This is a genomic window from Brevibacillus invocatus, from assembly GCF_003710915.1.
GTDB classification, from domain to species: Bacteria; Bacillota; Bacilli; order Brevibacillales; family Brevibacillaceae; genus Brevibacillus; species Brevibacillus invocatus.
Map to the genome: position 1 here is coordinate 186,797 of NZ_RHHR01000015.1, position 25,803 is coordinate 212,599.

The 25,803-nt window shown below is 48.8% G+C and carries 24 protein-coding genes and 2 pseudogenes; 18 read left to right on the top strand and 8 right to left on the bottom strand.

Going from position 1 to position 25,803, the window contains the following annotated elements:
• The first annotated feature begins 211 nt into the window (after nucleotides 1-211).
• Nucleotides 212-1,429, top strand: a complete 1,218-nt coding sequence (locus EDM52_RS11445; protein ID WP_122909108.1) for a cation:proton antiporter — start codon at nucleotides 212-214, stop codon at nucleotides 1,427-1,429.
• Nucleotides 1,430-1,450: 21 nt separating this feature from the next.
• Nucleotides 1,451-1,939, top strand: a complete 489-nt coding sequence (locus EDM52_RS11450; RefSeq protein ID WP_122909109.1) for a cation:proton antiporter regulatory subunit — start codon at nucleotides 1,451-1,453, stop codon at nucleotides 1,937-1,939.
• Between the two features lie 106 nt (nucleotides 1,940-2,045).
• On the opposite strand, the gene EDM52_RS11455 is transcribed toward EDM52_RS11450, so the two are convergent.
• Entirely contained in the window at nucleotides 2,046-2,603 is a 558-nt protein-coding gene (locus EDM52_RS11455; RefSeq protein WP_122909110.1) for a methyl-accepting chemotaxis protein, read from the bottom strand.
• Nucleotides 2,604-2,924: 321 nt separating this feature from the next.
• Between EDM52_RS11455 and desA the strand changes: the two genes are divergently transcribed.
• From desA to EDM52_RS11470, 3 genes are all read left to right on the top strand, one after another.
• A complete protein-coding gene (desA, locus tag EDM52_RS11460) occupies nucleotides 2,925-3,965 on the top strand; it encodes a Delta(5) desaturase DesA (RefSeq protein ID WP_122909111.1) in 1,041 nt (346 codons plus the stop codon).
• 101 nt (nucleotides 3,966-4,066) lie between these two features.
• Nucleotides 4,067-5,203 (top strand): sensor histidine kinase, encoded by a 1,137-nt coding sequence (locus tag EDM52_RS11465; protein ID WP_122909112.1) that lies wholly within the window; start codon nucleotides 4,067-4,069, stop codon nucleotides 5,201-5,203.
• Complete coding sequence (locus tag EDM52_RS11470; RefSeq protein WP_122909113.1) at nucleotides 5,200-5,799, top strand: response regulator transcription factor; 600 nt, start codon at nucleotides 5,200-5,202, stop codon at nucleotides 5,797-5,799. The genes EDM52_RS11465 and EDM52_RS11470 overlap by 4 nt, the downstream gene beginning before the upstream one ends.
• A gap of 163 nt (nucleotides 5,800-5,962) precedes the next feature.
• Here the strand turns inward: EDM52_RS11470 and EDM52_RS11475 are convergent, their stop codons facing one another.
• Nucleotides 5,963-6,214 (bottom strand): EAL domain-containing protein, encoded by a 252-nt coding sequence (locus EDM52_RS11475; RefSeq protein ID WP_122909114.1) that lies wholly within the window; start codon nucleotides 6,212-6,214, stop codon nucleotides 5,963-5,965.
• A gap of 252 nt (nucleotides 6,215-6,466) precedes the next feature.
• Between EDM52_RS11475 and EDM52_RS11480 the strand changes: the two genes are divergently transcribed.
• A complete protein-coding gene (locus EDM52_RS11480) occupies nucleotides 6,467-7,264 on the top strand; it encodes a carbon-nitrogen hydrolase family protein (protein ID WP_122909115.1) in 798 nt (265 codons plus the stop codon).
• 191 nt (nucleotides 7,265-7,455) lie between these two features.
• Nucleotides 7,456-7,707 (top strand): hypothetical protein, encoded by a 252-nt coding sequence (locus tag EDM52_RS11485; protein WP_122909116.1) that lies wholly within the window; start codon nucleotides 7,456-7,458, stop codon nucleotides 7,705-7,707.
• Between the two features lie 71 nt (nucleotides 7,708-7,778).
• Here EDM52_RS11485 and EDM52_RS11490 read toward each other — a convergent pair whose 3' ends face one another.
• Nucleotides 7,779-9,410 carry a peptide ABC transporter substrate-binding protein gene (locus EDM52_RS11490; protein ID WP_122909117.1) on the bottom strand — a complete coding sequence of 544 codons (1,632 nt, stop codon included), beginning with the start codon at nucleotides 9,408-9,410 and terminating at the stop codon, nucleotides 7,779-7,781.
• A gap of 138 nt (nucleotides 9,411-9,548) precedes the next feature.
• On the opposite strand from EDM52_RS11490, the pseudogene EDM52_RS25830 reads away from it, so the two are divergent.
• Both EDM52_RS25830 and EDM52_RS11495 read left to right on the top strand, forming a co-directional pair.
• Nucleotides 9,549-9,677 (top strand): annotated as a pseudogene (locus tag EDM52_RS25830) (MarR family transcriptional regulator); the annotation flags it as partial.
• Nucleotides 9,678-9,689: 12 nt separating this feature from the next.
• A pseudogene (locus EDM52_RS11495) lies at nucleotides 9,690-10,694 on the top strand (MFS transporter); the annotation flags it as partial.
• Between the two features lie 76 nt (nucleotides 10,695-10,770).
• Here EDM52_RS11495 and EDM52_RS11500 read toward each other — a convergent pair.
• On the bottom strand, nucleotides 10,771-12,132 hold the full coding sequence (locus tag EDM52_RS11500; RefSeq protein ID WP_122909119.1) for a TrkH family potassium uptake protein: 1,362 nt from the start codon (nucleotides 12,130-12,132) through the stop codon (nucleotides 10,771-10,773).
• A 95-nt stretch (nucleotides 12,133-12,227) separates the two neighbouring features.
• Complete coding sequence (locus tag EDM52_RS11505) at nucleotides 12,228-13,058, bottom strand: undecaprenyl-diphosphate phosphatase (protein WP_122909120.1); 831 nt, start codon at nucleotides 13,056-13,058, stop codon at nucleotides 12,228-12,230.
• 179 nt (nucleotides 13,059-13,237) lie between these two features.
• Here EDM52_RS11505 and EDM52_RS11510 point away from each other — a divergent pair, with 179 nt between their 5' ends.
• The gene (locus EDM52_RS11510; RefSeq protein WP_122909121.1) at nucleotides 13,238-13,564 is read left to right on the top strand and encodes a DUF1904 family protein; all 327 of its coding nucleotides are present in this window, start codon (nucleotides 13,238-13,240) and stop codon (nucleotides 13,562-13,564) included.
• A gap of 232 nt (nucleotides 13,565-13,796) precedes the next feature.
• Here the strand turns inward: EDM52_RS11510 and rluF are convergent, their stop codons facing one another.
• Together rluF and EDM52_RS11520 are read right to left on the bottom strand one after the other, a co-directional pair.
• Nucleotides 13,797-14,483 (bottom strand): 23S rRNA pseudouridine(2604) synthase RluF, encoded by a 687-nt coding sequence (rluF, locus tag EDM52_RS11515; protein WP_122909122.1) that lies wholly within the window; start codon nucleotides 14,481-14,483, stop codon nucleotides 13,797-13,799.
• Nucleotides 14,473-15,144 (bottom strand): MOSC domain-containing protein, encoded by a 672-nt coding sequence (locus EDM52_RS11520; protein ID WP_122909123.1) that lies wholly within the window; start codon nucleotides 15,142-15,144, stop codon nucleotides 14,473-14,475. Before EDM52_RS11520 ends, rluF begins: the two co-directional genes overlap by 11 nt.
• Nucleotides 15,145-15,281: 137 nt before the next feature.
• Between EDM52_RS11520 and EDM52_RS11525 the strand changes: the two genes are divergently transcribed.
• From EDM52_RS11525 to EDM52_RS11545, 5 genes are all read left to right on the top strand, one after another.
• Complete coding sequence (locus tag EDM52_RS11525) at nucleotides 15,282-16,730, top strand: nicotinate phosphoribosyltransferase (RefSeq protein ID WP_122909124.1); 1,449 nt, start codon at nucleotides 15,282-15,284, stop codon at nucleotides 16,728-16,730.
• Between the two features lie 316 nt (nucleotides 16,731-17,046).
• The gene (locus EDM52_RS11530; RefSeq protein WP_122909125.1) at nucleotides 17,047-18,318 is read left to right on the top strand and encodes a Glu/Leu/Phe/Val family dehydrogenase; all 1,272 of its coding nucleotides are present in this window, start codon (nucleotides 17,047-17,049) and stop codon (nucleotides 18,316-18,318) included.
• Nucleotides 18,319-18,512: 194 nt separating this feature from the next.
• The gene (metA, locus tag EDM52_RS11535; RefSeq protein ID WP_122909126.1) at nucleotides 18,513-19,430 is read left to right on the top strand and encodes a homoserine O-acetyltransferase MetA; all 918 of its coding nucleotides are present in this window, start codon (nucleotides 18,513-18,515) and stop codon (nucleotides 19,428-19,430) included.
• Nucleotides 19,431-19,568: 138 nt separating this feature from the next.
• On the top strand, nucleotides 19,569-20,729 hold the full coding sequence (locus tag EDM52_RS11540; protein ID WP_245996807.1) for an Ig-like domain-containing protein: 1,161 nt from the start codon (nucleotides 19,569-19,571) through the stop codon (nucleotides 20,727-20,729).
• 179 nt (nucleotides 20,730-20,908) lie between these two features.
• Nucleotides 20,909-21,763: a protein-glutamine gamma-glutamyltransferase gene (locus EDM52_RS11545; protein ID WP_122909127.1), complete on the top strand. Its 855-nt coding sequence runs from the start codon at nucleotides 20,909-20,911 to the stop codon at nucleotides 21,761-21,763.
• Between the two features lie 54 nt (nucleotides 21,764-21,817).
• On the opposite strand, the gene solA is transcribed toward EDM52_RS11545, so the two are convergent.
• Nucleotides 21,818-22,948 carry an N-methyl-L-tryptophan oxidase gene (gene solA / locus EDM52_RS11550; RefSeq protein ID WP_122909128.1) on the bottom strand — a complete coding sequence of 377 codons (1,131 nt, stop codon included), beginning with the start codon at nucleotides 22,946-22,948 and terminating at the stop codon, nucleotides 21,818-21,820.
• A 228-nt stretch (nucleotides 22,949-23,176) separates the two neighbouring features.
• Here solA and EDM52_RS11555 point away from each other — a divergent pair, with 228 nt between their 5' ends.
• From EDM52_RS11555 to motB, 3 genes are all read left to right on the top strand, one after another.
• Nucleotides 23,177-23,908 carry a ZIP family metal transporter gene (locus EDM52_RS11555; RefSeq protein WP_122909129.1) on the top strand — a complete coding sequence of 244 codons (732 nt, stop codon included), beginning with the start codon at nucleotides 23,177-23,179 and terminating at the stop codon, nucleotides 23,906-23,908.
• 112 nt (nucleotides 23,909-24,020) lie between these two features.
• Nucleotides 24,021-24,824, top strand: a complete 804-nt coding sequence (gene motA / locus EDM52_RS11560) for a flagellar motor stator protein MotA (RefSeq protein WP_122909130.1) — start codon at nucleotides 24,021-24,023, stop codon at nucleotides 24,822-24,824.
• Entirely contained in the window at nucleotides 24,817-25,629 is an 813-nt protein-coding gene (gene motB, locus EDM52_RS11565) for a flagellar motor protein MotB (protein ID WP_122909131.1), read from the top strand. Before motA ends, motB begins: the two co-directional genes overlap by 8 nt.
• Nucleotides 25,630-25,803: the final 174 nt, after the last annotated feature.

Below are 25,803 nucleotides of genomic sequence, written 5' to 3' on the forward strand. Positions count from 1 at the left end.
GATACTAGAAGTGACTTGAAACACCAGGCCTCTTCATATAAACTGAAGCTAATGTCCGGACGAAATATTTTGTAAATAAAGGGAATCGTTGCTTGTACTCGTGTCTTGCATGCTTGCGCACGGGATATTAGCCTGTATACGTTTCCGGAGTAAGTGGATGTAAGTGCTGATACAATGTACATCAAGATAAAGAGTGAATGGGGGGCATTCTATGGATCATATCATCTTTGAAGTAGGAACGGCTCTGATATTAGTTGCTATCGCGTCACTAGTCGCAAGCAAGTTGAAATTTTCCATCATTCCTTTTTTGATTGTTTTGGGGATGCTCGTTGGGCCACACGCACCAACCATTGGGATTCTTGATTTTACTTTCATTGAAAGTCAAGAAATCATTGAATTTATGGGGAGAATTGGTGTATTATTCCTGTTGTTCTATCTGGGTCTTGAATTCTCCGTCCCCAAATTAATCAAGTCAGGAAGAAATATCGTCTACGGGGGCACCATTTATGTCCTCCTGAACTTTTCATTGGGTTTGGCATATGGGTACTTCGCTAATTTTCCAATCTATGAAACATTAATCATTGCTGGAATGGTGTCCGTCTCTTCCACTGCGATCGTAGCCAAAGTATTGGTTGACTTAAAGCGGACAGGGAATTCGGAGACGGAATTGATTCTAGGAATGATTTTGTTTGATGACATATTCCTGGCTGTATTCTTGTCCGTCATGTCTGGACTGCTGCTTGGCGGTGCGACTTCCATCGGAGGCATGCTGCTCTCCGTCGGCATCTCGATCGGTTATATGCTGCTGTTCTTCGTGATCGCTCGCAAGGGTACCAAATTCCTGAACAAAATCCTGAACATCTCTTCCAATGAAATTTTTATCATTGTTGTTTTCTCCGCATTGTTTTTCGTTGCCGGTTTTTCGGAAACGCTACATGTAGCGGAAGCAATTGGCGCCTTGTTATTTGGTCTGGCACTTTCGGAGACCGACCATAGCAAACGCATTGAAAAACTGGTCGTGCCTTTCCGTGATTTCTTTGGTGCCGTCTTCTTCTTTAGCTTTGGATTGAGCATTGATCCCTTGACTCTGGGAGATGCGATTTGGTTAGCTTTGATAGCAGCATTTTTGACTATCCTAGGTAATGTCATTTCTGGTATGATAGCGGGACGAAATGCTGGACTTTCCCACAAGGCATCATTAAATATCGGTCTTACCATCATGGCGCGCGGAGAATTTACGATTATCGTGGCAAACCTGGGGATTGCGGCAGGTCTCATGCCCATCTTGAAGCCTTTATCCGCTCTCTATGTGTTGATATTAGCCATATTAGGGCCATTGTCTGCGAAAGAGTCGAAGCATATCTATAATGGCTTAAATAAGATATTCAAATGGAGCAAGCCACAGGAAAAAGTGAAAAATCAAGCCTAACGGAACGGAGGATGCGCAAAGATGGATATTATTCGCGAATCAGATTTGCCTGGCATTGGGAAAAAGTTTCAAGTGGAATCCAGATCAGGAGATAAAATGGTCATTGTCATTCATGATGATGGCAGACGGGAAATGTATCATTTTGATCAAGACGATCCGGATGAAAGCATTTCGATGGTCACCTTGGACGATGATGAGGCGAGACAGATAGCCGCCATTATTGGTGGCATGACGTACAAGCCGAAAGCGCTGGAAACGATTGAGGTTTCCCTGGATGAGCTCATCATCGAGTGGTACAAGGTTGAGTCGCATTTTAAATGTATCAATAAATCGATTGCAGACCTGCAAGTGCGTCAGCGCACAGGTGCGACGATTTTGGCCATCGTAGAAAAGAATAAGCAAAAGATTAATCCCGGACCGGACGATCTGCTCCAAGCTGAAATGACACTGGTGATGGCGGGAGAAAGAAAGCAAATCAAGCTGCTCAAAGAGCTCTTGGTACATGGCTAGGAGACATACCAACCTAAACAAAATGAAGTGCACCTGACTGGAGGGTCGAGCGAATCGATCCCGCCTGTATAAGAGGTGCACTTCATTTTTTGCTATGGCAAACCTTTTACTTCGCCAAATCCAGCAGGCTTTGGGACAAGGAGCTCAGCTCCTCCACACTGGCTGTAATTTCTTCTGTAGCTGCTGCTTGAGAATGAACCATCTGGGCGCTTTCATTCATCTTCGTAGACACGTCATTAATGGCAGTATTGATATCCTTCAGACTTTGCTCAATATTTTTAACGGCATCCCGGCTATGCTGGGCCAGTTTGCGAATTTCATTCGCTACGACGTCAAAGCCTCGGCCGTGTTCTCCGGCACGTGCTGCTTCAATCGCTGCATTCAATCCGAGGAGATGTGACTGGTTGGAGATTTCGTCAATCAAGCGGCTGATTTCAGAAGTTTTCTTGGCGTATTCCTTCATGTCTGCCATCAGGTTGACGATGAATTCCTGCGTGGATGAAATCGCTTGCGCTTTCTCAGCAATATCGGCAATCGAAGCAGAAATCTGTTGCAGCGAGGCAGCCAAATGCTCAGCCGAGGAAGAGATTTTTTCTTGTTGATCCAAAGACCAGGCGATGCCGAAGGAGCCAACGATCACATCGTTCTCGTCCTTGATCGGCATGGTGACGCATTTGAAGGGTATACCGCGATATAAAATGAGGAACGGCCATCATTACAAATCCCTGAACACTGGCAATCATCTTCTACCATTAATATCGGAATCTTAGGTCAAGAAAAATAGAGCGATTGACAGAAGAGGGCAACATGTGCAGTAAAAGTCAATTGTATTGAGAATATTTTCTGTCTATATGACATTTGTCATATCCTTCTCTTGACGTTTATGACTACATCAGACGGGCATTCCTTTTTACAATAAAGGTAAAGAGACTGTGGCTGGCGTTAGTTGACTTCTTAAGACGTCTAAGCGAAGAGGAGATATGTCATGCATCAATCCAACATTGCGCAATTGAAAAAAAAGATTGCTCCTTTTGAGCGAACAGATACCAAAGCAAGCATCAGACAGATATTCAATACACTGGTTCCCTACGTGCTGCTCTGGTACGCAGCGTATCTTAGCCTATCCGTATCTTACTGGCTTACGCTGCCGATCCTCATCGTCGCAAGTGGTTTTATGATCCGGACATTTATTCTTTTTCACGACTGCTGCCATCAATCGTTCTTCAACAACCGATTGGCCAACGATATACTGGGCACGATTACAGGTGTCCTGACCCACGTTCCGTATGAGCAATGGAAAAACGCCCATGCGATCCATCATGCCACCAGCAGCAATCTGGATAAACGCGGAGTGGGCGATATCTGGATTATGACTGTAAACGAATATGAATCAGCTCCATTTTGGCTTCAAATAGCCTATCGCATTTACCGCCACCCTATTGTGATGTTTGGACTGGGACCGATCTATGTCTTTTTGTTTCAGTACCGTTTCAATCGCAAGGGAGCTAAAAACAGAGAGCGTCTCAATACGTATTTGACCAATGTTCTGTTGATTGCCTATTACCTTGTCATGTGCTGGGCTGTGGGCTGGGAAACATTCCTCCTGATTCAGGGACCAATCTTCTATTTGTCCGGACTGTTTGGAATATGGTTGTTTTATGTACAGCATCAGTTCGAGGATTCCTACTTTGAGAATGAAGAAGAGTGGAGCTACGTCAAGGCTGCAGTGGAAGGAAGCTCCTACTATCAATTGCCGAAGCCTTTGCAATGGATCACCGGGAACATCGGTTTTCATCATGTACACCATCTGAGTCCAAAAGTTCCGAACTACAATCTGGAGAAAGCGCATCATTCGACTCCGCCATTGCAGCAAGCTACTACCATTACGTTGAAATCCAGTTTGAAGTCTCTTCAATTTCGACTATGGGATGAACAGAACAAAACGTTTGTCAGTTTTCGCGATTGGAAGCCCAGAGCCAGTCAAGTGGCGCTAGCGGAAAAGCCGCAGACACGAAAAAGCTCTTGATTGGAAGGAAAATAAGCCTGCACAACCGGACTGATTCGTATACACTTACGTTATTGGGACTTTCAATGCCCGAGAGGTTTTATCGGAAAAGGTGGAAGCGGATGCAGAAGTGGTTTCAAATTTTTCACAAAGGTACCGGGCTGAATCCCTATGTGTGGGTTGTATTCTTTATATTGCCTTTCTACTTTATCTTTCGGTCGTCTTCCACGTACGAGGTGGCATTTGGAATCTCCATGATTCTTGGTTTCTTTGTCTGCTATGTGTTTTCTTTGCTGACAAAAGGCTGGCAGGTCTACGTGTGGACCAGTCTTCAAATTGTCATCTCGATTACGATGACCGTGTATTTCGGCTACGTGTACTTCTCGTTGTTTCTCGCTTTTTTTATCGGGAATATTCAAAATAAAGCAGGCTTCATCACACTGTATACGATTCATCTGGTCGGTACCATCGTGACGATCAACCTGGGCTTTATCTTGAGAAACCCGGATATCATTACACAATTGCCGTTCGTTCTCGTCAGTTTGATCGCTGTGATCTTGCTACCTGTCACCACCTATAACCGCAACAAGCATGAACAGCTGGAAGGACAGCTGCAGGACGCGAACAAGAAGATATCGGAGCTTGTCAAGCTGGAGGAAAGGCAGAGGATTGCCCGTGATTTGCACGATACACTGGGGCAAAAGCTATCCTTGATCGGACTCAAAAGCGACCTGGCAACCAAGCTGATCAGCAAGAATCCGGCGCAGGCCCAAACCGAGTTAAAGGAAATACGTCAAACGGCTAGGATCGCGCTAAAAGAGGTACGGGAAATGGTCACAGAAATGAGGGGGACGAGGCTGGAGGATGAGTTCTTTCGGATCAAGCAGATCTTTAACGCAGCGCAGATTGAACTCACGCTGGAAGGTGAGCCTAACCTGACGAACATCTCGTTGATCACGGAGAACGTCGTAAGCATGTGTCTGAAGGAAGCAGTGACCAACATCGTAAAGCACAGCAATGCGACCAGCTGCCAGATCCGGATTCAGCCATCACGTACAGAGCTGGTCGTCTGTGTGAAAGACAATGGCATAGGCTTGGCTACCGAGTCCGCTTACGTGAAAGGAAACGGCTTGCGAGGGATGCAGGAACGTCTGGAATTCGTGAACGGGAGCATGGAAATTTTCACCGATGAAGGGACGACCATCGTGATCAGGGTACCAAACGTCCTCAAAAGACCAGAGAAGGAGGCAGGGAGATGATACGGATCGTCATTGCGGAGGATCAGCGGATGCTGCTGGGGGCTCTGGCATCCCTGCTCGATCTGGAGGATGATATGCAGGTTGTCGGGAAAGCGAGCAACGGGGAAGATGCCGTGAAGCTGGTGATGCTCCATAAGCCAGACATCTGCATCATGGATATTGAGATGCCTGTGAAAAGCGGCTTGGATGCAGCGGAAGAGCTCAAGGGCTCTGGGTGCAAGGTCATGATCTTGACTACGTTTGCACGTCCGGGGTATTTCGAGCGGGCTTTGAAGGCAGGTGCTCACGGCTATCTGCTCAAAGACAGTCCCAGTGAGGAACTGGCCAGCTCGATTCGCAGCATCATCGCTGGAAGACGCATCTATGCTCCGGAGCTGGTGGATGAGGCTTACGGGCAGGAAAATCCATTGACTGAGCGGGAGAAGGAAGTGCTGCTGCTGATGGCAGATGGCAAGAACACCAAAGAGATCGCCAGTGAGCTATACCTCACGACGGGAACGGTGCGCAACTACATTTCCGTCATTCTCGACAAGCTGGATGTGAGCAACCGGATTGAAGCGATCATGCGCATTAAAGAAAAAGGCTGGTTCAAATAAAAAGTGTCAAGTGTTCGCTGCGGTGAACATCTTGACTCTTTTTTTGGTTTGTGAGGATGTTACGAATACGAACTGACAATATGAAGCGTATTGCTGTAGGAAATCGTCCGTTCCTGTATGTCTTCAATTTGCAGCTGTTGGGCAATCGAAACCGAGATAATGGCTACAGGGAAGAGTATCCCGTACCGGAGTCATCGACCGCGATTTTGACCCCCAGCTGTTTGATGCTTTGTAGGATTTCAATGGCGTGACTTTCATTGATCGTCATGCTTTCCGTGATTTCCAGCTCCAGATATTCCGCCGATAATGCAGTCTCATCGAGAATCTTCTTGATGGTATCGACCAGATTTTGCTGGAAAAATTGACGCGTCGACAAGTTACGGAAACGCCGATCCCTGTTCATGCCAGGCTTCATCGTGATAGGCCATATAGGTGATGTACTCTTGATCTTTTTTCTGCTGTCGATTATTAGGTAATTAAAAAGGAAAACTGACACCTACATAGTAAAATATTCCCTTAACTCGTGCGCGACTATATTGTGGCGATTTTTGTAATTGTGCCGATAATTCTCTATGCAAATCCCATCATTCAGATCAAAAATCAGGTATAATAATACCTACATTCATACGACCCTTTTTATGAAACAGCCAAGAAAGGCGGAGAAAAGATGAAAGTAGCGATTGCACAACTTACTTCCACTTTAGATAAGACACAAAACCTGCAAAAAGCGGTTGAATACGTAGGAAAAGCAAAAGCAGCCGGGGCGGATTTTGTCATTTTTCCCGAGATGTACAGCGCGGCGGCTACGCCAAAGTCTGGTGTGCGCCCTTCCGAAGTAGCAGAACCGCTGGATGGCCCATTTGTAAGCGGATTGGCTCAAGCTGCACGTGAGCAAGGCATCTATGTCGTCTGCGGGGTGTACGAAAGCATTGAAGGGGATCAGGATCGAGCCTATAATACGACTGTGTTTTTCAATCGTTCTGGAGAGCTCATCAAGGCTTATCGCAAAACCCACCTCTATGATGCGTTTTCCTATATGGAATCGGACTACATCGCCGCTGGGAACACTCCCTATGAAATCATCGAGACCGAATTCGGCAAGATCGGACTCATCGTGTGCTACGAGGTTCGCTTTCCGGAAATCGCTAGACAGTTTGCCTTGCAAGGAGCGGATCTGCTGTTCGTACCGGCTGGCTGGGTAGCTGGACCGATGAAGGAAGATCATTGGGAGACGTTGGTTCGGACGAGAGCCATCGAAAATACGATGTTTGTCTGTGCAGCGGATCAAGTGGGGAATATTTTTGCAGGGCGCAGCATGATTGTGGACCCGATGGGCGTAATCGTAGCGAGCGCAGGTGAAGAAGAGACCTTGCTGGTAGCCGAGCTGGATCTGGACCGCATCCAGCGCGTGCGCGGCAAACTACCGAGCGTAGCGAACAGACGTCCAGAGCTATATACGAATTAAGTAGGAAAAAGGCTATAAAAGGAGAGCGACAGAGTCTTCCATACAGGGAGGAGCTGTCGCTTTTTTTGGACCCAAGCGGGCAGATGTCCGTGACCATTTTTCTCTCCTTTCAATATGATGCTAACAAAACAGAATTCAAGAAAATCGCAGTTCTGTAAGCGTTACCATCATTGGAAAGGTGGAATGTCCTCATGTATTGGATTATTGGTGGTTTGGTCGGTCTGCTCGTTTGGTGGGGAATGAACATGCTCATGACTGGTAAGGCAGGAGGGAATGGCTGGCTTGCTTCGCTGATTGTAGCGCTTTTAGGGAGCTGGCTGGGCGATCTGATTCTTGGCGACTGGCTGTGGATGCTGGCTGGCTTCAATGTCTTCGCAGGGGCGATAGGGGCTATTGTCCTCATGTGGCTGTGGAACATGCTGGGCAAACAGTTGAGACAATAAGAATAGGATAGAAAACAGGCTGCACGGAAGACGGTTCGTCTTCAGCTGTGCAGCCTGTTGTTTTGGCATACCTATTCAGCTACGGATGCATACTTGAAGTACGCGCCGCCAAGCGGGAAGATCACGAAATCTTTCACCTTGTCATTTTTTACATAAGGGTTTCCACGGAAATTCATCGGCGCAAGCGGCATTTCTTCCATGAGGATTGTCTCAGCTTCGAGCAGGATTTGCTTGCGTTTTTCCAGATCCGGCTCGGAGTAGCTTTGGTCGATCAATTCCTTGAACTTCGGATGTTCCCAGTCTGGATGGTTGTTACCACCCGTTTTGTCGCGGAACATCTCCAGGAAGTTGATCGGATCATTGAAGTCGGCTCCCCACTGGAAGCGAATCATGTCAAAGTTGGCCTGAGAGCGCATATCCCGGTATACCTTCAGTTCCGCTGTGTACAGCTTCACGTCTACACCCAGAGTTTGCTTCCATTGGTCTTGCAGGGCTTCCGCCAGTTTTTTGTTCATGTCCGTGGTGTCAAAGGTATACGTAACACTTGGGAATGTGGTCAGCCCCAGCTCTTTCATCCCTTCTTCGAGCAACTGCTTGGCTTTCTGCGGATCTTCCTTGAAAAAGCCCTCCGGTTTCAGGCCCATCGACGACGGTACCCAGCCGTATGCGGCGGGAACTCCTGTCTGCAGGATGTTGTCAATAATCGCCTGGCGATCGATAGAGTAGGAAAAAGCTTGTCTGATTTTTTTGTTGTTAAAAGGAGGCTTCGTCGTATTGAAGACGACAGATTGAGTTCCTGGATTGCTGGCTACCATCAGGGTTCCCGCATCCTTCAAAGAAGGAATGACATCAGGAGGCAGTGTCGAAGCAGGATAGCCGCCCCAGTCAAGGTCGCCGTTTTCAAACATGGAGAACGCGGTATTGTTGTCATCGATCATGGAGATTTCCAGGCGATCCAGCTTGACGTTCTCCTTGTCCCAATAGTTGTCGTTTTTAACGAAGGCAATTTTGACCTTATGTTCCCACTCTTCCATGATGAAGGGTCCATTACCTACAATTGTAGCTGCTTCAGCAGCCCATTGAGGATTGGACTCAACGGTTTTTTGGTGCAGAGGAAACAGGGTCGGGAAGAAGGTCAATTCACGGAAAAACGGCGTAGGTGATTTCAGCGTAAACTCTACGGTATGGTCATCCAAGGCTTTGACACCGACATCATCCGCGCTGCCTTTTCCAGTGTTGTACTCCTCTCCTCCTTTAATGTAATAAAGCTGATAGGCGTACTCGGAGGCTGTTTTGGGATCCAGATTGCGTTTGATCGCGTACACGAAATCGTGGGCGGTAACCGGATCGCCATTGCTCCATTTGGCATCTGGGCGGATTTTAAACGTATACTTCGTGAAATCAGGAGAGGCGGTAAAGCTTTCGGCGGTGGCATTCGTCAGCTCTCCATTGAGGTCATAGCTGGTCAAGCCTTCAAAAGCGGCATAGATCATATCGAAAGAATCGGCATCGACAGCAATCCCCGGATCGAGAGACGGTGGTTCGCTATTGATACTCCAATGCAAGACCATTGGCTTGGCTTCGGCCGCTGCTCCTGATTGAGAATTTTCATTAGGTTGTGCAGTGCCCTGAGAGGTGGAGCACCCGGTCAAGATCCCGAACAGCAAGGCGAGACCCGTGGCACAGGCAAGTGCTTTTTTCATGATGATTTCCCCCTATTGATCTCTTTCTTACATGTAAGAATATTTCTTTATGTTTAGTAATGTCAAACGAAAATATGTTATTTAGCGAAAAATGTAGGCTAGATAGGGAAACATGTGTCAAATTCAGAACGAACTGAGATGGGCAAAAGGTCTCAAGCCTTAATCTTGCGAATCCTGCACGCGCATGGACCTCAGAAGGTATCCGCCATTGCGGAGCGTTTGGATATCACGCCAGGAGCGGTCACCAGTCTCGCTGACAAGCTGATTGCTGGGGGGTATGCTTTTTCATGGGCGGGAGAAGGGACAAACAAATACGCTTGGGATTCCTGGCAAATCATTGGCTTGCTTGCCGTCAGCGTCCTCTCCCTGCTGCTCTTCCTCTGGGTAGAGACGAAGGTAAAAACGCCAGTCTTGCCGTTGAACTTGTTTAAGAACAGTATCTTTACCGTATCCAACCTGGTCGGCTTTTTTCTCAATGCGGGGATGATGGGCGCGATCATTTACGTGCCGTTCTTTGTGCAAGGGGTAAAAGGGATTTCTCCGACGATGGCAGGGTATGTGGCGATGCCGATGTCCATCGCAATGCTGGTCACTTCCGCATTGTCCGGACAAATCATTACCAAAACAGGAAAGTATAAAAAGATGGCAGTCGGTGGCTTGCTGGTGATGACGGTCGGCATGGTCCTGATGTACTTCATGGAACCGTCCACACCTATCTACCAGCTCGTACTGTACATGATCCTACTGGGCTTGGGTATGGGGATTGCGATGCCAGTCTTCTCTCTGACGGTTCAAAATGCCGTTGCTCCTCAGCAACTAGGGGTGGCAACCGCTACCTCGCAGCTTTTCCGCAATCTCGGGGGAACGATCGGTATTGCCGTGATGGGAAGCGTGATGAGTGCGAGCATGACAACGAAAATGACTCCATTGTCCGGGACGATGGGGCAAGGTACAGCATCAGCCTCAGCCGACCCTGCCCTGGCTGAAAAGCTGGCTCTTTTTTCAAACCCGCAAAACCTGCTGGATCAACCGAAAATCGAGGCAGCACTCCAGAGCCTGCCGCCAGAGTCACAAGCCTTGTTTACACACATGCTGGATGTGATTCGTGAGGCGATGAGCTACGGCATCACCACGACCTTTTTGACAGGCGCAATCGTCGCAGCTTTCGCTGTGGTTCTAGCGCTGTTCCTGAAGGAAATTCCACTGCGTTCTGGAAAGGGGAAGGAACAGAAAGCTGCGGAGGGGCATGCTGTCCTGAATCAAACGAAGGAAATCCAAGTATAAGGCAGAACGAAAGAAAAGAGGCTATCCCAATGGGAAGCCTCTTTTTGTTCATTCACGCCATCACTCGAGAACAAGCTTACTGCCCGATAATGAGACGCTCTTTAGGATGGTGGTAACGAACAATTCGGTCGTTGCGCTTGAGGAAGAGCAGCAGGTTGATAATCCCGATCCGCCCGATGACCATCATCAGGATCAGGATCAGCTTGCCAGGGACGCCCATCGCGGATGTGATGCCTGAAGACAAGCCTGTCGTACCGAAAGCGGAGCATACCTCAAACAAGACGTGCTGGAAGGGGAGATCCTCCAGCCAGACGAGCAGGATGACTGCCGAGAATACCAGGAAGATCGCGACAAAAAAGACGATAAACGAGCGTATGATGTCGTCTTCCACGAGCTCCCGGCCAAAGACCTTCACGTCTTTGAAGCCGCGCATGTGCGTAATGACGGTTGCGACCAGTACAAAAAAGGTCGTCGTCCGGATCCCTCCGCCTACGCTGCTGGGGGAGGCGCCAATAAACATCAGGCTGGCCAGCATGAGCAGTGTAGGAGTTGTGAACAGGCTGATATCGATTGTAGAGAGTCCGCCACTTCTGGAGGAAATCGAGTGAAATAGGGAGTAGAACAGCGTTTCATGCCATTTCATTCCTTGCAGAATTCCATTTCGCTCAAACAGGAAAATGAGCACAGCTCCCAAGACAACCAGCGAAAAGAACGTGAGCGTCGTCACCTTGGTGAACAGCGAGAAGGTGAAGCGCATTTTCGCTCGACGATAGGCCAGATACGTACGGATTTCCACCAATACGGGAAAGCCGATCGCGCCACACACGATCAGAAGCATGATAATTGCCTGATAGATGTAGTCGTGGGCAAAGCTCTGCATGGAATTGCCGTACAGGTCAAAGCCGGCGTTGGTGAAGGCGCTGATGGAGGCAAAAAAACCATGAAAATAGGCTGTATACCAATCATGATGATAGCCGCTCAGTAAAAAGTGGGTCCCCAAGAGAATCGTCCCTACCAGTTCAATCAAGAGAGCCAGCACCAGGATGTTTCGCATCAGGCTGACCAATCCGGCCAACGTAGAACGATTGTGGTCAGTCGCAATCCAGATGCGCTGCTCCAGACCAATTTTTTGCCCCATTAACAGCCAGAAGAAAGTACCCAAGGTCATAATGCCGATCCCGCCTACTTGAAACAGCAAGGTCAGATAGAGAAGGCCCCATTGGTTGAAAATCTCGTGCACGGCAACGACTGTAAGTCCTGTAACGCTGATTGCGCTGGTCGATGTAAACATCGCATCGATAAACGAGATCGACACACCGGGATTATGGAATATGGGTGTGTATAGAAGAATGGTGGAAAGAAGAATCAATCCGACGTAGAAAAACACGATGATCTGGACAGACGTCAAACGACGTTTTTGGTAGGATGACGATAACAAGGACAAGCCCCCCGAACAACACTTTACTCATAACGGTAATCATATCGAAAAAGAAGTCATCAAGCAAAGCCTTTCATGAAGGGGCGTCCACCGTCCTACAAAACGACAAAGTAAATCAGTGCAGCCAGCGCAATGCGATACAGGGCGAACGGGATCAGCTTGATGCGGTTGATCAGATGCAAGAAAAAGCGAATAGCCAGCCAAGCGAATAGAAACGCGCTGATAAAACCGACGATAAAAAACGGAAGGGCATCCATCGTAATATACTGCCAATTTTTCAAGAGTGACAAAAAGCTGGCACCCGCCATGATGGGAACTGCCATGATAAAGGTAAAGTCAGATGCAGCACGGTGATTTAATCCCAGCAAAACACCGCCAGAGATCGTGGAGCCCGAGCGGGAAAAGCCTGGCCAGAGGGCAATACATTGAAACAAACCAATGATCAGGGCTTGCTTGTGTGTGATCTGGTCTACCGATACAGCTTTAGGCTTGGCGGGGCGGACCAGGTCAGCCGCGATCATCAGCAACGCACCGACGACCAGCCCTATTACTACGGTATGGACGGAAAAGAGATATTCATCAATATAGTCGTTAAATAGTACACCCAATACCCCTGCTGGAAGAAGACCGACAATGACTTGGGACAAACGCAATTTTTGTCCAGTACGGCCGCTGTCAGAAGGAAGCTTTTTCAGACCGAACATATTCAAAAAGCGATCCTTGAATATGATCACAGCTGCAATGATGGATCCGAGCTGGATGACGACCTTGAACGTATTCGCAACAGGCTGCGAAAATAATTCCTTGGATTGAAGAAGTGTATCATCGACAATAATCATATGTCCCGTAGACGAAACAGGGGCAAATTCGGTAAGTCCCTCTACAAGGCCCAACACGAATGCCACGAAGATTTCCCAAAGATCCATGGATACTCACCTTTCTGATGATAAGCTAGATTGATTTAACCTAAAGTTGTCCCCATCCACTTTAATACAAATGAAGCGAAATAGGTACCCTTTCCTGCCAAGACGTTCTACCCAAACGCGTCCTGGAAAGGTAAGATGATGAAAAGCAGATGAAGATGATGACAAAAGGAGAAATGAAGATGCCACACCTGTTGGTTCGAGGAGTCAAGGCAGAACAAATGGCGGTAATCAGCCAGCCCTTAACGGAAGAATTGGCAGCGATTTGCCAGTGCGGGACCGATAATTTTACCATTGAATGCTTGCAAACGACTGGCGTCTTTGACGGCAAGATCGTCGATTCCTATCCCTTTGTTGAAGTAGCTTGGTTTGAACGTGGTCAAGAGACGCAGGATCAATTTGCACAAGCCGTAACCAAGCATGTCCTCTCCTTGGGTGTTCCAGAAGTGGAGGTCGCGTTTTTCGCCTACCAAAAGGAAAGCTACTACATTAACGGTAAACATTTTTAGACAAATGCTAAAACCATACGAATGCTCGTGTCGATTTCCCGGGAAAAGGTTGCACATGATCTGACAAATAGACAGTCAGGCAAGGGAATGACAGAGAAAAAAGACAGGATCGAGGCGACATGGCTTCATCCTGTCTTTTATCTTACTGGATTTCTTCATCAACCTGTACCGGAAAGGGTAAATTTTACAAGGCTTTTACATACCGTTCCGGCAGTCGGGAAATGGTATTCTTTTACAGGCTTTTGTTCAACTCACTCAGCTCTTTTGCGGTGAGATTGCGCCAATGGCCGATTTTCAGGCTTCCCAGCGTAATGTTCATGATCCGAATGCGTTCCAGCTTGCGAACCTGATAGCCGAAGGTAGAGCACATCCGTCTGATCTGGCGGTTCAGTCCCTGGGTCAGGACGATCTGAAAGACGCGATCGCTTATTTTTCTTACGGTGCAAGGGTTGGTCATGGTACCCAGGATGCGGACACCTCCGGCCATTCCTTGCAGGAATTGAGGAGTGATCGGTTTGTCGACCGTTACGATGTATTCTTTCTCGTGATTGTTTTCGGCTCGCAGGATTTTATTGACGATATCGCCATCATTGGTCAAGAGGATCAGGCCCTGAGAGTCCTTGTCCAGGCGACCAATCGGAAAGATGCGTTCAGGATGGTTCACAAACTCAACGATGTTCCCTTTGACATGCAGCTCTGTCGTACAGGTGATGCCAACAGGCTTGTTCAAAGCGATGTAGACCGCTTCTTTTTTGGAGCCAATGGGCTTGCCATCCACACGCACATCATCGCCAACGACGACGGCGCTTCCCAATTCGGCCACTACACCGTTGATGGTCACTCGTTTGCTCTCAATCCACCTGTCGGCTTCGCGCCTTGAGCAAATGCCAGTCTCGCTGATAAACTTGTTAATTCGCATCAACTGATTCCTTTCCTTGCGATTGCAGCTTTTCGAGCAGCTTTTTACGCCAAGGCTCGGCAAGCTCAGCTACTTCAATCATGCGCTGCATCGTTTCCTGTGAAGGATGCTTGTCATGGAAGTACAGGTGGTGAATAGAAGCCACCGTAATGTGTGCGGGGTGGGCAGATAGCTGCGTGATCGCGGATGTTGCCGTGATTCTTCCTGGCTGCAGGACGCGAAAAAAGTATCCGGTGTAGCCTGTCTCCACGATCCTTTTTAATAGTAAGTTATTTCCATTTCGCTTGTTGATAGTCGCGCAAGGATACCGCCCTTGCGAAATTTGGAGTACGGCCTCTCCGATCTGGTAGATGTCTCCGATGCACACCTGGTCTTCCCGCATGCCCGTTACGGTCAAATTTTCTCCAAAAGCAGAATTTGACAAAGGCTGTCCAAATTCTTTCTCCCACTGGGCATAATGTTCAAAGGGATACAGACACACCACGCGGTCCGGTCCACCGTGGTACTGAGGGTTTGCCACCTGATCCTCTTCGATTTGTCCGGAATGGACGATTAACTCATCAGCTTGTGTTTTCCAGATGCCAGAACGGAATTCGCTTCCGTTATAGATTTTGTCCTGAGGTATTCCTTTACTCAGATAAACCAGCTTTTGATTTGTCATCACCATCATCCTCGTCCTACAGTTCTTCTGAAACGTTGATTTCCTTACTATAACACAGGAGAGAAGGTGTGAATAAGACACTTGCGAGTGGTTCTGGTATGATAATGGAAAGGAAGATTTAGGAGGCTTAAATCGACATGCAATCATCTGGCGTGGTCTTGCACACGGATAAATATCAGATCAATATGATGTACGCGCATTGGATCAATGGCACGCACAACAAAAAGGCCGTCTTTGAAGCTTTTTTTCGCAAGCTCCCCTTTGGAAATGGCTATGCCGTATATGCTGGACTGGAGCGCATCGTCGCCTATATCAAAAATCTGCGCTTTGAGGACAGCGACCTGGCTTATCTGAGTGAGCAGGAGGAGAATTACGACCCCGCGTTCCTGGATGAGCTGCGAAATTTTCGTTTTAGCGGTTCCCTTTACTCCGTCAAGGAAGGGGCGCTGGTGTTTCCCAACGAGCCGTTGATTCGTGTCGAGGGCAGGATGCTGGAAGCGCAGCTGGTTGAGACGGCTTTGCTCAATTACATGAACTATCAGACCCTGATCGCCACGAAGGCTTCACGGATCAAGCAGATTGCCGGCAACGACGTTCTGATGGAATTTGGAACACGTCGGGCACAAGAAGCGGATGCTGCGCTGTGGGGAACCCGTGCCGCTTACCTGGCTGGCTTTGATGCGACCTCCAATATGCTGGCTGGAAAAATGTTTGGAATCCCGGCAAAAGGGACACATGCCCACTCCTGGGTGCAGAGCCATGAGAGTGAGGAGGAAGCGTTCCAACGCTTCGCGGATGCGCTGCCAGGACAGGTGACTCTCTTGGTGGACACCTATGATACGTTGAACAGCGGCGTGCCCCATGCGATCGAGCTGGGCAAGCGATTGCAGCAGCAAGGGAAAAAGCTGGCTGCTGTAAGGCTGGACAGCGGCGACCTCGCCTATTTGTCGATCAAGACACGCGAGATGCTGGATAAAGCTGGGCTGGAGGATGTGAAAATCGTCGCCTCCAACGATCTGGATGAGCACACGATTTTGAACCTCAAGGTACAGGGCGCCCGTATTGATAGCTGGGGGGTAGGTACACAGCTGATTACAGCGGCCGATCAGCCTACTCTGGGAGGCGTCTACAAGCTGGTAGCCAGAGAAGGAGAGGACGGCAGCTACTTGCCGACGATCAAAATCTCGGGTAATCCGGAAAAAGTGACGACACCGGGGATCAAGGAAATGTATCGGCTGATCGATCCGGGTACGGGCAAAGCCATCGCTGACTATTTGTGCTATCCAGAAGAGCAGCAGGTGGCAAAAGGGGAGCCGATCGAGCTGATCAATCCTAGCCATCCGTATCTGAACAAGAAGATCACCAATTATCAGGCTGAGCCGCTGCTGGTGCCTGTTTTTGTAGATGGCGAGCTCGTCTACAACATGCCTACCCTGGAAGAAATTCGCGCCTACCACCGGGAGCAGCTGTCATTGTTCTGGCCCGAATACCTGCGTATGCTGAATCCCGAGCATTACCGCATGCACATCAGCGAGCTGGTGTGGACGACCAAGACCAAGCTGATGAAGGAATATTTGCAGAAGTAAAGGATAATCACTTTCCGATCACAGTCAAAAAACGTGGTCGAGAAAGTGATTATTTTTGCATGCAAATGCATAAACATACAAAAATAACGTTACACTCAACTCGGTTTTTTTCGAAGAAACGTGGCTGATCATCAATCAGATGCAATTTGGAAATAAATTAATTTTTAGAAATATTGAATAATTAATTGTTTGATGCTCAAACTTCGTTTATAATTATTGACGTTTCTATCTTTTTCTTTATTTCTTTACAGAGGTAATATGGAATATTTTACAAGGCAAAAAAAGAGAGAGTCAAAGAAGGGTGGAGAGTGAAAGCATGCATGCTACAGAGAGAGAAATCGTAGGAAAAGAAGACCTGAATCCATTTCAAATCGTCCAAAAACAAATTGATGCTGCCGCTTCCCTGTTGGGCTTGCCCAGCCACGCGGTAGAAATTATGAAGCATCCCAAGCGGGTGCTGTGTGTCAGCTTCCCCGTCAAAATGGATGACGGAAGTGTGCGCGTTTTTGAAGGCTATCGCTCCCAGCACAACGATGCGATTGGCCCTACCAAGGGTGGAATTCGTTTTCACCCGGATGTTACTCTCGATGAAGTCAAAGCACTCTCCATGTGGATGTCTTTTAAATGTGGGGTTGTTGGATTGCCGTACGGCGGTGGAAAAGGCGGAGTCATCTGTGATCCCCACGACTTTAGCAAAGGCGAGCTGGAGCGCGTAAGCCGTGGATTCATGGAGGCGATCGCGGATATTGTAGGACCTGAGAAGGACATTCCGGCGCCAGATGTCTACACCACTCCACAAATTATGGGCTGGATGATGGATACATTCAGTCGTTTGAAGGGTTCTTATTCTCCAGGCGTGATTACCGGAAAACCACTGATTATCGGCGGGTCCAAAGGTCGTAGCGAAGCGACGGCACGTGGATGTGTATTCACGATTCTGGAAGCCATGAAAGAAGCAGGACGCAAGCCAGAGGAAACGACTGTAGCGATCCAAGGCTTTGGAAACGCTGGACGAATTTCTGCCAAATTGCTGGCAGAGCTGGGTTTTGTCATTGTCGCGGTGAGCGATTCGCGCGGCGGAATTTACAATCCAGCAGGTCTGGACGTCGATCAGGTAGGACAATTGAAGGATACTTCTTCGATTTTGGAGTACGCGGCAGGCAAGCAGATCTCCAATGAAGAGCTTTTGGAGCTGGATGTCGATATCCTGATTCCTGCTGCCTTGGAAAACGTCATTACCGGAGCGAATGCTGATCGTATTCGCGCACGTGTCATTGCAGAGGCTGCCAATGGCCCAACTACGCCTGATGCTGACGCGATCCTGCGAGAGAAAGGCATCGTCGTCATTCCGGATATTTTGGCCAATGCAGGCGGCGTGACTGTCTCGTATTTCGAGTGGGTACAGAATTTGATGAATCACTATTGGTCCGAAGCAGAAGTAAACGACAAACTGCAGACAACGATGGTAGATGCATATAAGGCTGTTCGCAATCTGTCTGAGCAATATGGAGTTGATCTGCGCACGGGAGCTTATATGATTGCTCTATTGCGCATTACGCAAGCGATGGAAGCACGAGGCTGGGTGTAAGCGATTCCCCGGATTTTTCAGTAGCTGTGCAAGAAGGGAAAGACCACTTGTCTCGTTTGATTATGACAGGCGGTCTTTTTTTGCTAATTTGTTGCGAGAAAATGAATATAATGGCAGGAAGTTGAGTATTGTTGTCGAAATTCTCGGGATTACGTCATACTGCTTAGTCAAGCATAGAGAGGAGGATATTTCGAATGCCAATTAAAGTGCCAGATGGATTGCCTGCAACCGAGATTTTAACCAATGAGAACATTTTTGTGATGCCGGAGAGTCGGGCGTTCACACAAGATATTCGACCTTTGCGGATTGTCATTTTAAACTTGATGCCTGTCAAGGAAACCACAGAGACACAGCTGCTACGTCTGGTGGGAAATACACCGCTGCAGGTAGAGGTCGTACTGCTCCATATGTCTAGTCACACTTCCAAAAACACGTCAGAAGAGCATTTGTCTTCGTTTTATCATACATTCGCGGATATTCGGAATCAAAAGTTCGATGGGATGATCATCACGGGAGCTCCCGTTGAACAGCTCGAATTCGAGGATGTCACCTATTGGAATGAATTGAAGGAAATTCTGGATTGGAAGATGGAGCATGTGACGTCTACGCTTCATATTTGCTGGGGGGCACAGGCGGGCCTTTACCATCATTTTGGAGTGCCAAAGCATCCGTTGCCTGAGAAAATGTTCGGCATCTTCCCTCATACCTTGAACAAGCAGAATGTAAAGCTGTTCCGCGGATTTGACACGTATTTTTACGTTCCGCACTCCCGTCATACGGAGAATCGTCGAGAGGATATCGAGAAGGTCGATGACCTCGAAATTCTCTCCGAATCCGATGATTCCGGTGTCTACATCGTAGCGACCAAGGATGGGCGACAGATTTTCGTGACCGGTCACTCCGAGTATGATCCATACACCCTGCAGGATGAGTATAAGCGTGATGTAAACAAGGGGCTGGACATCGCGGTTCCCCAAAATTACTATCCGAAGGACGACCCAAACCGCGAACCGATCGTGACTTGGCGCTCTCATGCCAATCTGCTGTTCTCCAACTGGTTGAACTACTACGTGTACCAGGAGACGCCGTTCGATTGGGGTAACACCAAATAGAAAAAAGAATGGATCTTGAACCATCCGAGCTATTCGGGTGGTTTTTGCATTTTGAGGCTTTTGACACTCAACGATTTGTTCCTATTTTGCCGATAATGAAAATAGTGGAAAAATGCTGTTCATAAAGGAGAGAGATTCGTGTCTAAGACAAGAACATTCAGAACCTGGCACAAACGGGTAGTTGCGGCTATTTTTAGTTGTGCGTTGCTCCTATCAGGAGTCGGTCATGCGCCTGCACATGCAGAGAGCCATGCAGCTGTGCAGCAAGCGAAGGACAAGAAGGAAAAGCAGGCCAAGCTGACGAGATTGGTGAGCGATACGAAGAAAATCACGTTAAAGAAAGCAGGGACGCAGCAGATTTCCTTGCAAGCAGTCTACACGGACAAGACAAAAGTGGATGTCACGAAACTGGCCGTGTGGGAATCATCGGATGAAGAAATCGTCACGGTGGAAGCAGGACTGGTAACAGCTCTTGGTTCCGGCAAAACCAAAATCAAAGCAAGCTACGAAGGAAAGAGCTTCACGATTCCAGTCGAAGTGGACGTAGTCACCAGGCTGACCGCTAATGAGAAAAAGGTAGCCCTCAGTCTGGAAGGAACCAAACAGGTAACGCTGACTGCTGTCTATGCGGACAAGACGACCGCAGACGTGTCAGAGCTGGCGGAATGGGAAAGTGCGAACACCGAAATCGTGACAGTCGAAAACGGCCTCGTCACAGCGGTTGGCTCCGGTAAGACGAAAATCAAGGCGACCTATGGTTCGAAGACGATTACACTCCCAGTCGAGGTCGATGTAGTCTCCAAGCTTCTGGCGAGCACCAAAAAACTGTCGTTCAGCCAGGCAGGAGCTACTCAGGTGGTGACCTTGACCGCTCAACTGTCGGATGGAACAAAGGTGGATGTGACGGAAAAGGCAGTATGGTCGACGGATCGAAGTGAAGTGGCTTCGGTAGAGGGTGGCACCGTGACCGCGGTAGCGCCAGGAAAGGCGAGAATCAAAGCGAGCTACGGCGGCAAAACGGTGACGCTTCCTCTGGAATTCAAGGAAGTGGTCAAAATCCCTGGGCTGGATGTACGCAATCTCACCATGAAAGTGGGCGAGACCAAGCAAGTCAACGTGGTCTTGAGCGGCTCTGACAAGACAAAGGAAATCGTGACGGAGCAGGCGGAATGGAATTCCTTGCATGACGAGATTGCTACCGTAGAGCTAGGAAAAGTGACGGCAGTCAAAAAGGGGAAAACGACGATCGTTGCCATCTATGGCGGCAAGCTGCTGAAGGTACAAGTGCATGTGAAATAAAGTTTGATCCAGATGAGGCTGTCCCTCCTGTAATAGATGGAGGGGCGGCCTTTTTTAGCTGTCGGAAAACCATCACGCTAGAGTACAAAAGTTGTTGTCCTCCATCTAAGCACGCACATAGGATTAGGCATGCGCATATAGATGTCTAATGATGTGAACAGGGATAGAGGAGGCAGCCTATGATATGGATTGCTGGACGACAGGTAAATCCCTCTATGCTAGCAGCAGAGTGGGGATTGAACGATGTGCAGCATGAGACGGTCCAGAGAATGGCCGCCAGTCGGGAGATCTTTGAGTACCCGTCTGCGGACGTGCTGCGTTTCGAGCTGAAGCTGAGAGATCATCTGGTTCAATCATCGCGAGCGCTTTACATGAGCGGCATCGCCTTTTCCGATTTTGAAAATTCGCGAAGCAACCCCAGGTACTGGGAGCAGACGGAGCTGGGCGGTTTTCGCTTGCGTCCGGGAGTACCACCCTCTGAGGGCATTAAGGATATCTTTCAAAATGGCCGGCTCTATGCGACAGAGTGCGCCACTGCAATGGTGATTATCCTGTACCATGCTGTGATGCAGTCGATCCGGCTAGCAGATTTTGAACGCTTGTTTGCAGACATCGTGCTGTACGATTGGCGTTATGACAAGGATTTGGATTTGCGAACACTGCCTACGAATACGATCTTGCCCGGAGATATCGTCTACTTTGCCAATCCAGACTACGATCCGCAAACACCGCAGTGGCAGGGGGAGAATGCTGTCTACCTGGGCAATGGGCTCTACTACGGACATGGTGCGGGTATTCGTACGGCCTCTTCGATGATCCCATTTTTAAATGAGCAGCGAAGAGCAGGGGCGACCCGGTCCGCCTATCTGGTCAATCAGGCGACACGCCCCGGCTTTGCTTATCTTTCTCCTTTTGACAACGGTAGGAGCAGTTTTCCTTACACTAACAGGAGGGATGGTTTTCCGTACGATCCTTTCGAGGACATGAGCGGCAGGATTAGGGTGGAGATCGGGTCCAGCTATTGGGAAGAATAGGCATGAAAAAAAGCCTCGATTACGGGCTGGAACCGAGGCTTTTGGTTGATGGCATTAAAAACGGAGCAGCGAAAACATGGAGAGATTGTGGGAGGCCTTGCCGTCAGTCAGAAGCTGGCTCGCTGCTTCTCCCACTGCACTTGCGAATTTGAAGCCGTGACCGGAGAAGCCTGCTGTGGTCACCACATGCTCGTGCTCGGGATGACGATCAATGACGAAATGCTCATCGGGTGTCATCGTATAGATGCAGACCTTTCCTTGTGTAAGGCGGCCTGCGGCTTGCGGCATGTACGACTCGAGGAATGAGCGAACGTCTCCCTCGTCCGATGAAAAGGTACCGAATGTGCGGTCCAGCTGATCCGGATCGATCGGCTGTCCGGCATCGTGACGTCCGATTTTTACACCGGAGCCGTCAAAGCTGGGAAAGCCGTAAAACATCGAATCTCGGAGGGTAAACACAAAGGCAGGGAACTTGGCGGACTGGTACAGGTCTTCATCTGCTTCAAACCAAGCTACGGTCTTGCGAGTAGGCACGAGTGGCAGATGTAGACCGAGTGATTGAAGGATGGACGGATTCCATGCCCCGGCGCTTACTAGCACCTTGGCTCCGCGATAGCTCGCGTTTTCTGTCTGGACGATCACGTGATTGGGTTCGACCTGCAATCCCGTTACCCGTGTATGGGTGCGCAGGACAGCACCGTGCTGGATGGCGAGCTTCCGGTAAGCCCTGATGCATGCTTCCGAGTAGAGGACGCCGGAGTCCGGTTCGAGGCAAGCGTAGAAATCTTCAGGCAGCGTGATCCCCGGCCAGCGTTCATGGACTTCTTGTGCTTGCAAAACTTCCAGAGGCAGTGAGAACTGCTGGGCTGAACCCTGTACCTCCTGCAAGAACTGACAGCCGACTGGCCCCGCGCTGAGCACACCGGTCTGGGCAAAAAGGGGAACCCCTGTCAAATCCTCCAGCTCCTTCCACAGCTCTTTGGCACGTAGAACGAGGGGGACGTACTGGACCCCTTCTCCATAGGCGTAACGAATGATCCGTGTGTCACCGTGATGGCTGCCCATCGTATGGGGCGGGTCATAGGCGTCCAGCAGCAGCGTGCGCACGCCTTTTTTGGCCAGATCGTACCCTGCAGCCATTCCCACTGATCCGGCGCCAACAATGATTACATCAAAGCTCTCCATCCGTGCTCCCTCCAAGCTTTTGAAATGATGAGTTGGTATCATGGCTGTAGACTCATGTATTCGTGCATGTTTTCAAATCTTACTGATTATGATAGTGGTATCTGCGATGACACACAAGATCTTGTCAAACGGCGGATCAAAAGACTTCTCTTTTCACACGCATCCATCATGGTATATTGATAGAGTGGAAAAAGACGATACGCTGAGATGAGTAGCGGGGGTACATATATGGAAGAACTGTTATTAGGCAGTTTTTTATCGGCGATGGCGACCGGAGCGGGAGCACTGCCGATTCTCTTTTTTAAAGCTGTAACCCACCGGTGGCGGGATATTTTGCTTGCCTTTACCGCTGGAATCATGATGGCCGCAGCTACATTTGGCCTGATTCCGCAAGCACTGGAAAGCGATTCATTCCTCATAGTCTGTATAGGTGTCGTGACTGGAACGCTGGTTCTGACCGTTCTGGAAAGCATCGTTCCGCATATCGACTTGGAGCATACTCGAATCAACATCGCGATGGATACACAGGCACTGCTGATTTTATCCGCTATTACCCTGCACAATATTCCAGAGGGACTGTCTGTCGGTGTCAGCTATTCCAGCGAGCAGGCGGGGCTGGGGGGCTTGATCGCCTTTGCGATTGGTCTGCAAAATGCTCCGGAGGGCTTTCTCGTCGCCCTTTTCTTGATCAACCAGAGGGTAAGCAGACTCAAAGCATTCTTTTTGGCTACCATGACGGGTGCTGTTGAGATCGTCGCTGCTGTGCTGGGATATTCTCTCTCCGGAATCATAGATGGCCTTGTTCCGTACGGTCTGTCGTTCGCGGCAGGTGCCATGCTGTTTATCGTCTACAAGGAGCTGATACCGGAAAGTCATGGTGACGGTCATGCCCGTTCAGCTACATTTTCCTTTATTGTAGGACTTTTGGTGATGATCGGCCTGACAGATTGGCTGAAATAGCACTGTTTTTTACAGACTTCCGATTTTTCCTCAACTTCCTCTCACAAATCGAGCCAAATTTACCGAAACCATATATAGATAGATTTCGATTACGGAAGTAGGGAGTGTCACAATGGAAAAATCGACCGTGATAGGTATCGTACTAGGAATCGTGGCTGTGGTTGTCGGAATGATATTGAAGCACGCGAGTCCTATGGCGTTGTTAAACGCCGCCGCATTCATGATTATTATCGTGGGTACGATAGCCGCCATCTTTAATGCCTTTCCTCTGACAGAATTAAAGCGAGTACCCGCTTTGTTCAAAATTCTCTTTACCGAGCAAAAACTCCCTGCAAAGCGTGAACTGATTGGCCAATTCATGAACTGGGCATCCATTGCGCGCCGCGAGGGATTGCTCGCATTGGAAAATACGTCGGATGAAATTGAAGATCCTTTCCTTCGCAACGGGATGAAAATGATCATCGACGGAGGAGAGCCGGATTTTGTTCGCGATGTATTGAACGAAGAGATTCATGCTATCGAAGAGCGTCATCAAGCTGGCGCCCTGATTTTCAGCCAGGCTGGTTCCTATGCACCTACTCTTGGGGTATTGGGGGCGGTAGTCGGTCTGATCGCTGCGCTGGGGAACTTGAGTGACATCGATGCGTTGGGGATTTCCATCGCTGCGGCATTTGTGGCTACATTGCTGGGTATCTTCACCGGATACGTTCTATGGCATCCATTTGCCACCAAGCTGAAACGCAAATCCAAGCAGGAAATCGAGATCAAGAAAATCATGGTGGAAGGACTTCTTTCCATCCAGGCAGGGGTATCTCCAGCTGCTATTGAACAAAAACTGCTCGTATACATTCCGTTCTCAGAGCGTTTAGAAATGAAGGAAGAGAAGAAGGAGGAAGGAGCTGCGGTAAATGGCTAAACGACCGAAGAGACATGCTCAACATGAAGAGCATATGGACGAGTCTTGGCTGATTCCGTACGCTGACCTGCTCACACTTCTGCTTGCCTTGTTTATCGTGTTGTTTGCATCGAGTGAAATGGATGCTAAAAAGTTCGACCAGATGGTTCGATCCTTTAATGTAGCAATGAATGGCGGAGTCGGTGTATTGGACCAGCCTAGTCCGGTTCCACTTGATCCGATGCTGCAACAGCAAACCCTGCACAAAGGTGCACAGGAAGCAGAGAAGACAGAAGAAGAGCGGAAGCTGGAAGAAGCGATCCGCAAAGAAACAGAGGATCTGAAAAAGCTGCAGACACAGCTGGAGGGCTACATCCAAAGCAATCAGCTGCAGGACAAGCTCCAGACCAAGCTGACGGACGAAGGACTGCTCATCACGATCCTGGACAATGCACTGTTCGATTCCGGTAAGGCAGATTTGAAACCGGAAGCAAGAAAGCTCGCGGCTGAGATGGCTGTCATGCTCGTCCCTCATCCGAAGAAAGTCACGGTTACGGGACATACCGACAATGTACCGATCAATCGTGTTGAATTTCCTTCCAACTGGGACCTGAGCGTGAAGCGTTCCGTAAACTTCCTGAAGGTGCTGCTGGAAAACAACAACCTGGACCCGACAAAATTCAGCGCAACGGGCGTGGGTGAATATCATCCTGTAGCAGACAATAAAGATGCAGCGGGAAGAGCGAAGAACCGTCGGGTAGAAGTAGCGATCCTGCGTGATCTGGCCTCTCCGCCAAACAACAGCATGAATCATACTAATCCTTAATTCTTGAGTAGACTGCGCACCGATTCGCGCAGTCTTTTTTTTATACTATCGGAAAGTTTAAGTGCGCTAAAGCGCTAAAAAGATTAGCGGAAGATAGTATAAGTGCAACTAAGGCTCCGCCAAAAGCTTGGCGTAGCCAAGTTTTCTAATAAAGGGCATCTTGAACCGGTTGCT

Bases quoted from the DNA above. Each gene is read 5' to 3' on its own strand.
- EDM52_RS11445 (WP_122909108.1), top strand. From the start codon at position 212: ATGGATCATATCATCTTTGAAGTAGGAACGGCTCTGATATTAGTTGCT.
- EDM52_RS11450 (WP_122909109.1), top strand. From the start codon at position 1,451: ATGGATATTATTCGCGAATCAGATTTGCCTGGCATTGGGAAAAAGTTT.
- EDM52_RS11455 (WP_122909110.1), bottom strand. From the start codon at position 2,603: ATGCCGATCAAGGACGAGAACGATGTGATCGTTGGCTCCTTCGGCATC.
- desA (WP_122909111.1), top strand. From the start codon at position 2,925: ATGCATCAATCCAACATTGCGCAATTGAAAAAAAAGATTGCTCCTTTT.
- EDM52_RS11465 (WP_122909112.1), top strand. From the start codon at position 4,067: ATGCAGAAGTGGTTTCAAATTTTTCACAAAGGTACCGGGCTGAATCCC.
- EDM52_RS11470 (WP_122909113.1), top strand. From the start codon at position 5,200: ATGATACGGATCGTCATTGCGGAGGATCAGCGGATGCTGCTGGGGGCT.
- EDM52_RS11475 (WP_122909114.1), bottom strand. From the start codon at position 6,214: ATGAAGCCTGGCATGAACAGGGATCGGCGTTTCCGTAACTTGTCGACG.
- EDM52_RS11480 (WP_122909115.1), top strand. From the start codon at position 6,467: ATGAAAGTAGCGATTGCACAACTTACTTCCACTTTAGATAAGACACAA.
- EDM52_RS11485 (WP_122909116.1), top strand. From the start codon at position 7,456: ATGTATTGGATTATTGGTGGTTTGGTCGGTCTGCTCGTTTGGTGGGGA.
- EDM52_RS11490 (WP_122909117.1), bottom strand. From the start codon at position 9,410: ATGAAAAAAGCACTTGCCTGTGCCACGGGTCTCGCCTTGCTGTTCGGG.
- EDM52_RS11505 (WP_122909120.1), bottom strand. From the start codon at position 13,058: ATGGATCTTTGGGAAATCTTCGTGGCATTCGTGTTGGGCCTTGTAGAG.
- EDM52_RS11510 (WP_122909121.1), top strand. From the start codon at position 13,238: ATGCCACACCTGTTGGTTCGAGGAGTCAAGGCAGAACAAATGGCGGTA.
- rluF (WP_122909122.1), bottom strand. From the start codon at position 14,483: ATGCGAATTAACAAGTTTATCAGCGAGACTGGCATTTGCTCAAGGCGC.
- EDM52_RS11520 (WP_122909123.1), bottom strand. From the start codon at position 15,144: ATGACAAATCAAAAGCTGGTTTATCTGAGTAAAGGAATACCTCAGGAC.
- EDM52_RS11525 (WP_122909124.1), top strand. From the start codon at position 15,282: ATGCAATCATCTGGCGTGGTCTTGCACACGGATAAATATCAGATCAAT.
- EDM52_RS11530 (WP_122909125.1), top strand. From the start codon at position 17,047: ATGCATGCTACAGAGAGAGAAATCGTAGGAAAAGAAGACCTGAATCCA.
- metA (WP_122909126.1), top strand. From the start codon at position 18,513: ATGCCAATTAAAGTGCCAGATGGATTGCCTGCAACCGAGATTTTAACC.
- EDM52_RS11545 (WP_122909127.1), top strand. From the start codon at position 20,909: ATGATATGGATTGCTGGACGACAGGTAAATCCCTCTATGCTAGCAGCA.
- solA (WP_122909128.1), bottom strand. From the start codon at position 22,948: ATGGAGAGCTTTGATGTAATCATTGTTGGCGCCGGATCAGTGGGAATG.
- EDM52_RS11555 (WP_122909129.1), top strand. From the start codon at position 23,177: ATGGAAGAACTGTTATTAGGCAGTTTTTTATCGGCGATGGCGACCGGA.
- motA (WP_122909130.1), top strand. From the start codon at position 24,021: ATGGAAAAATCGACCGTGATAGGTATCGTACTAGGAATCGTGGCTGTG.
- motB (WP_122909131.1), top strand. From the start codon at position 24,817: ATGGCTAAACGACCGAAGAGACATGCTCAACATGAAGAGCATATGGAC.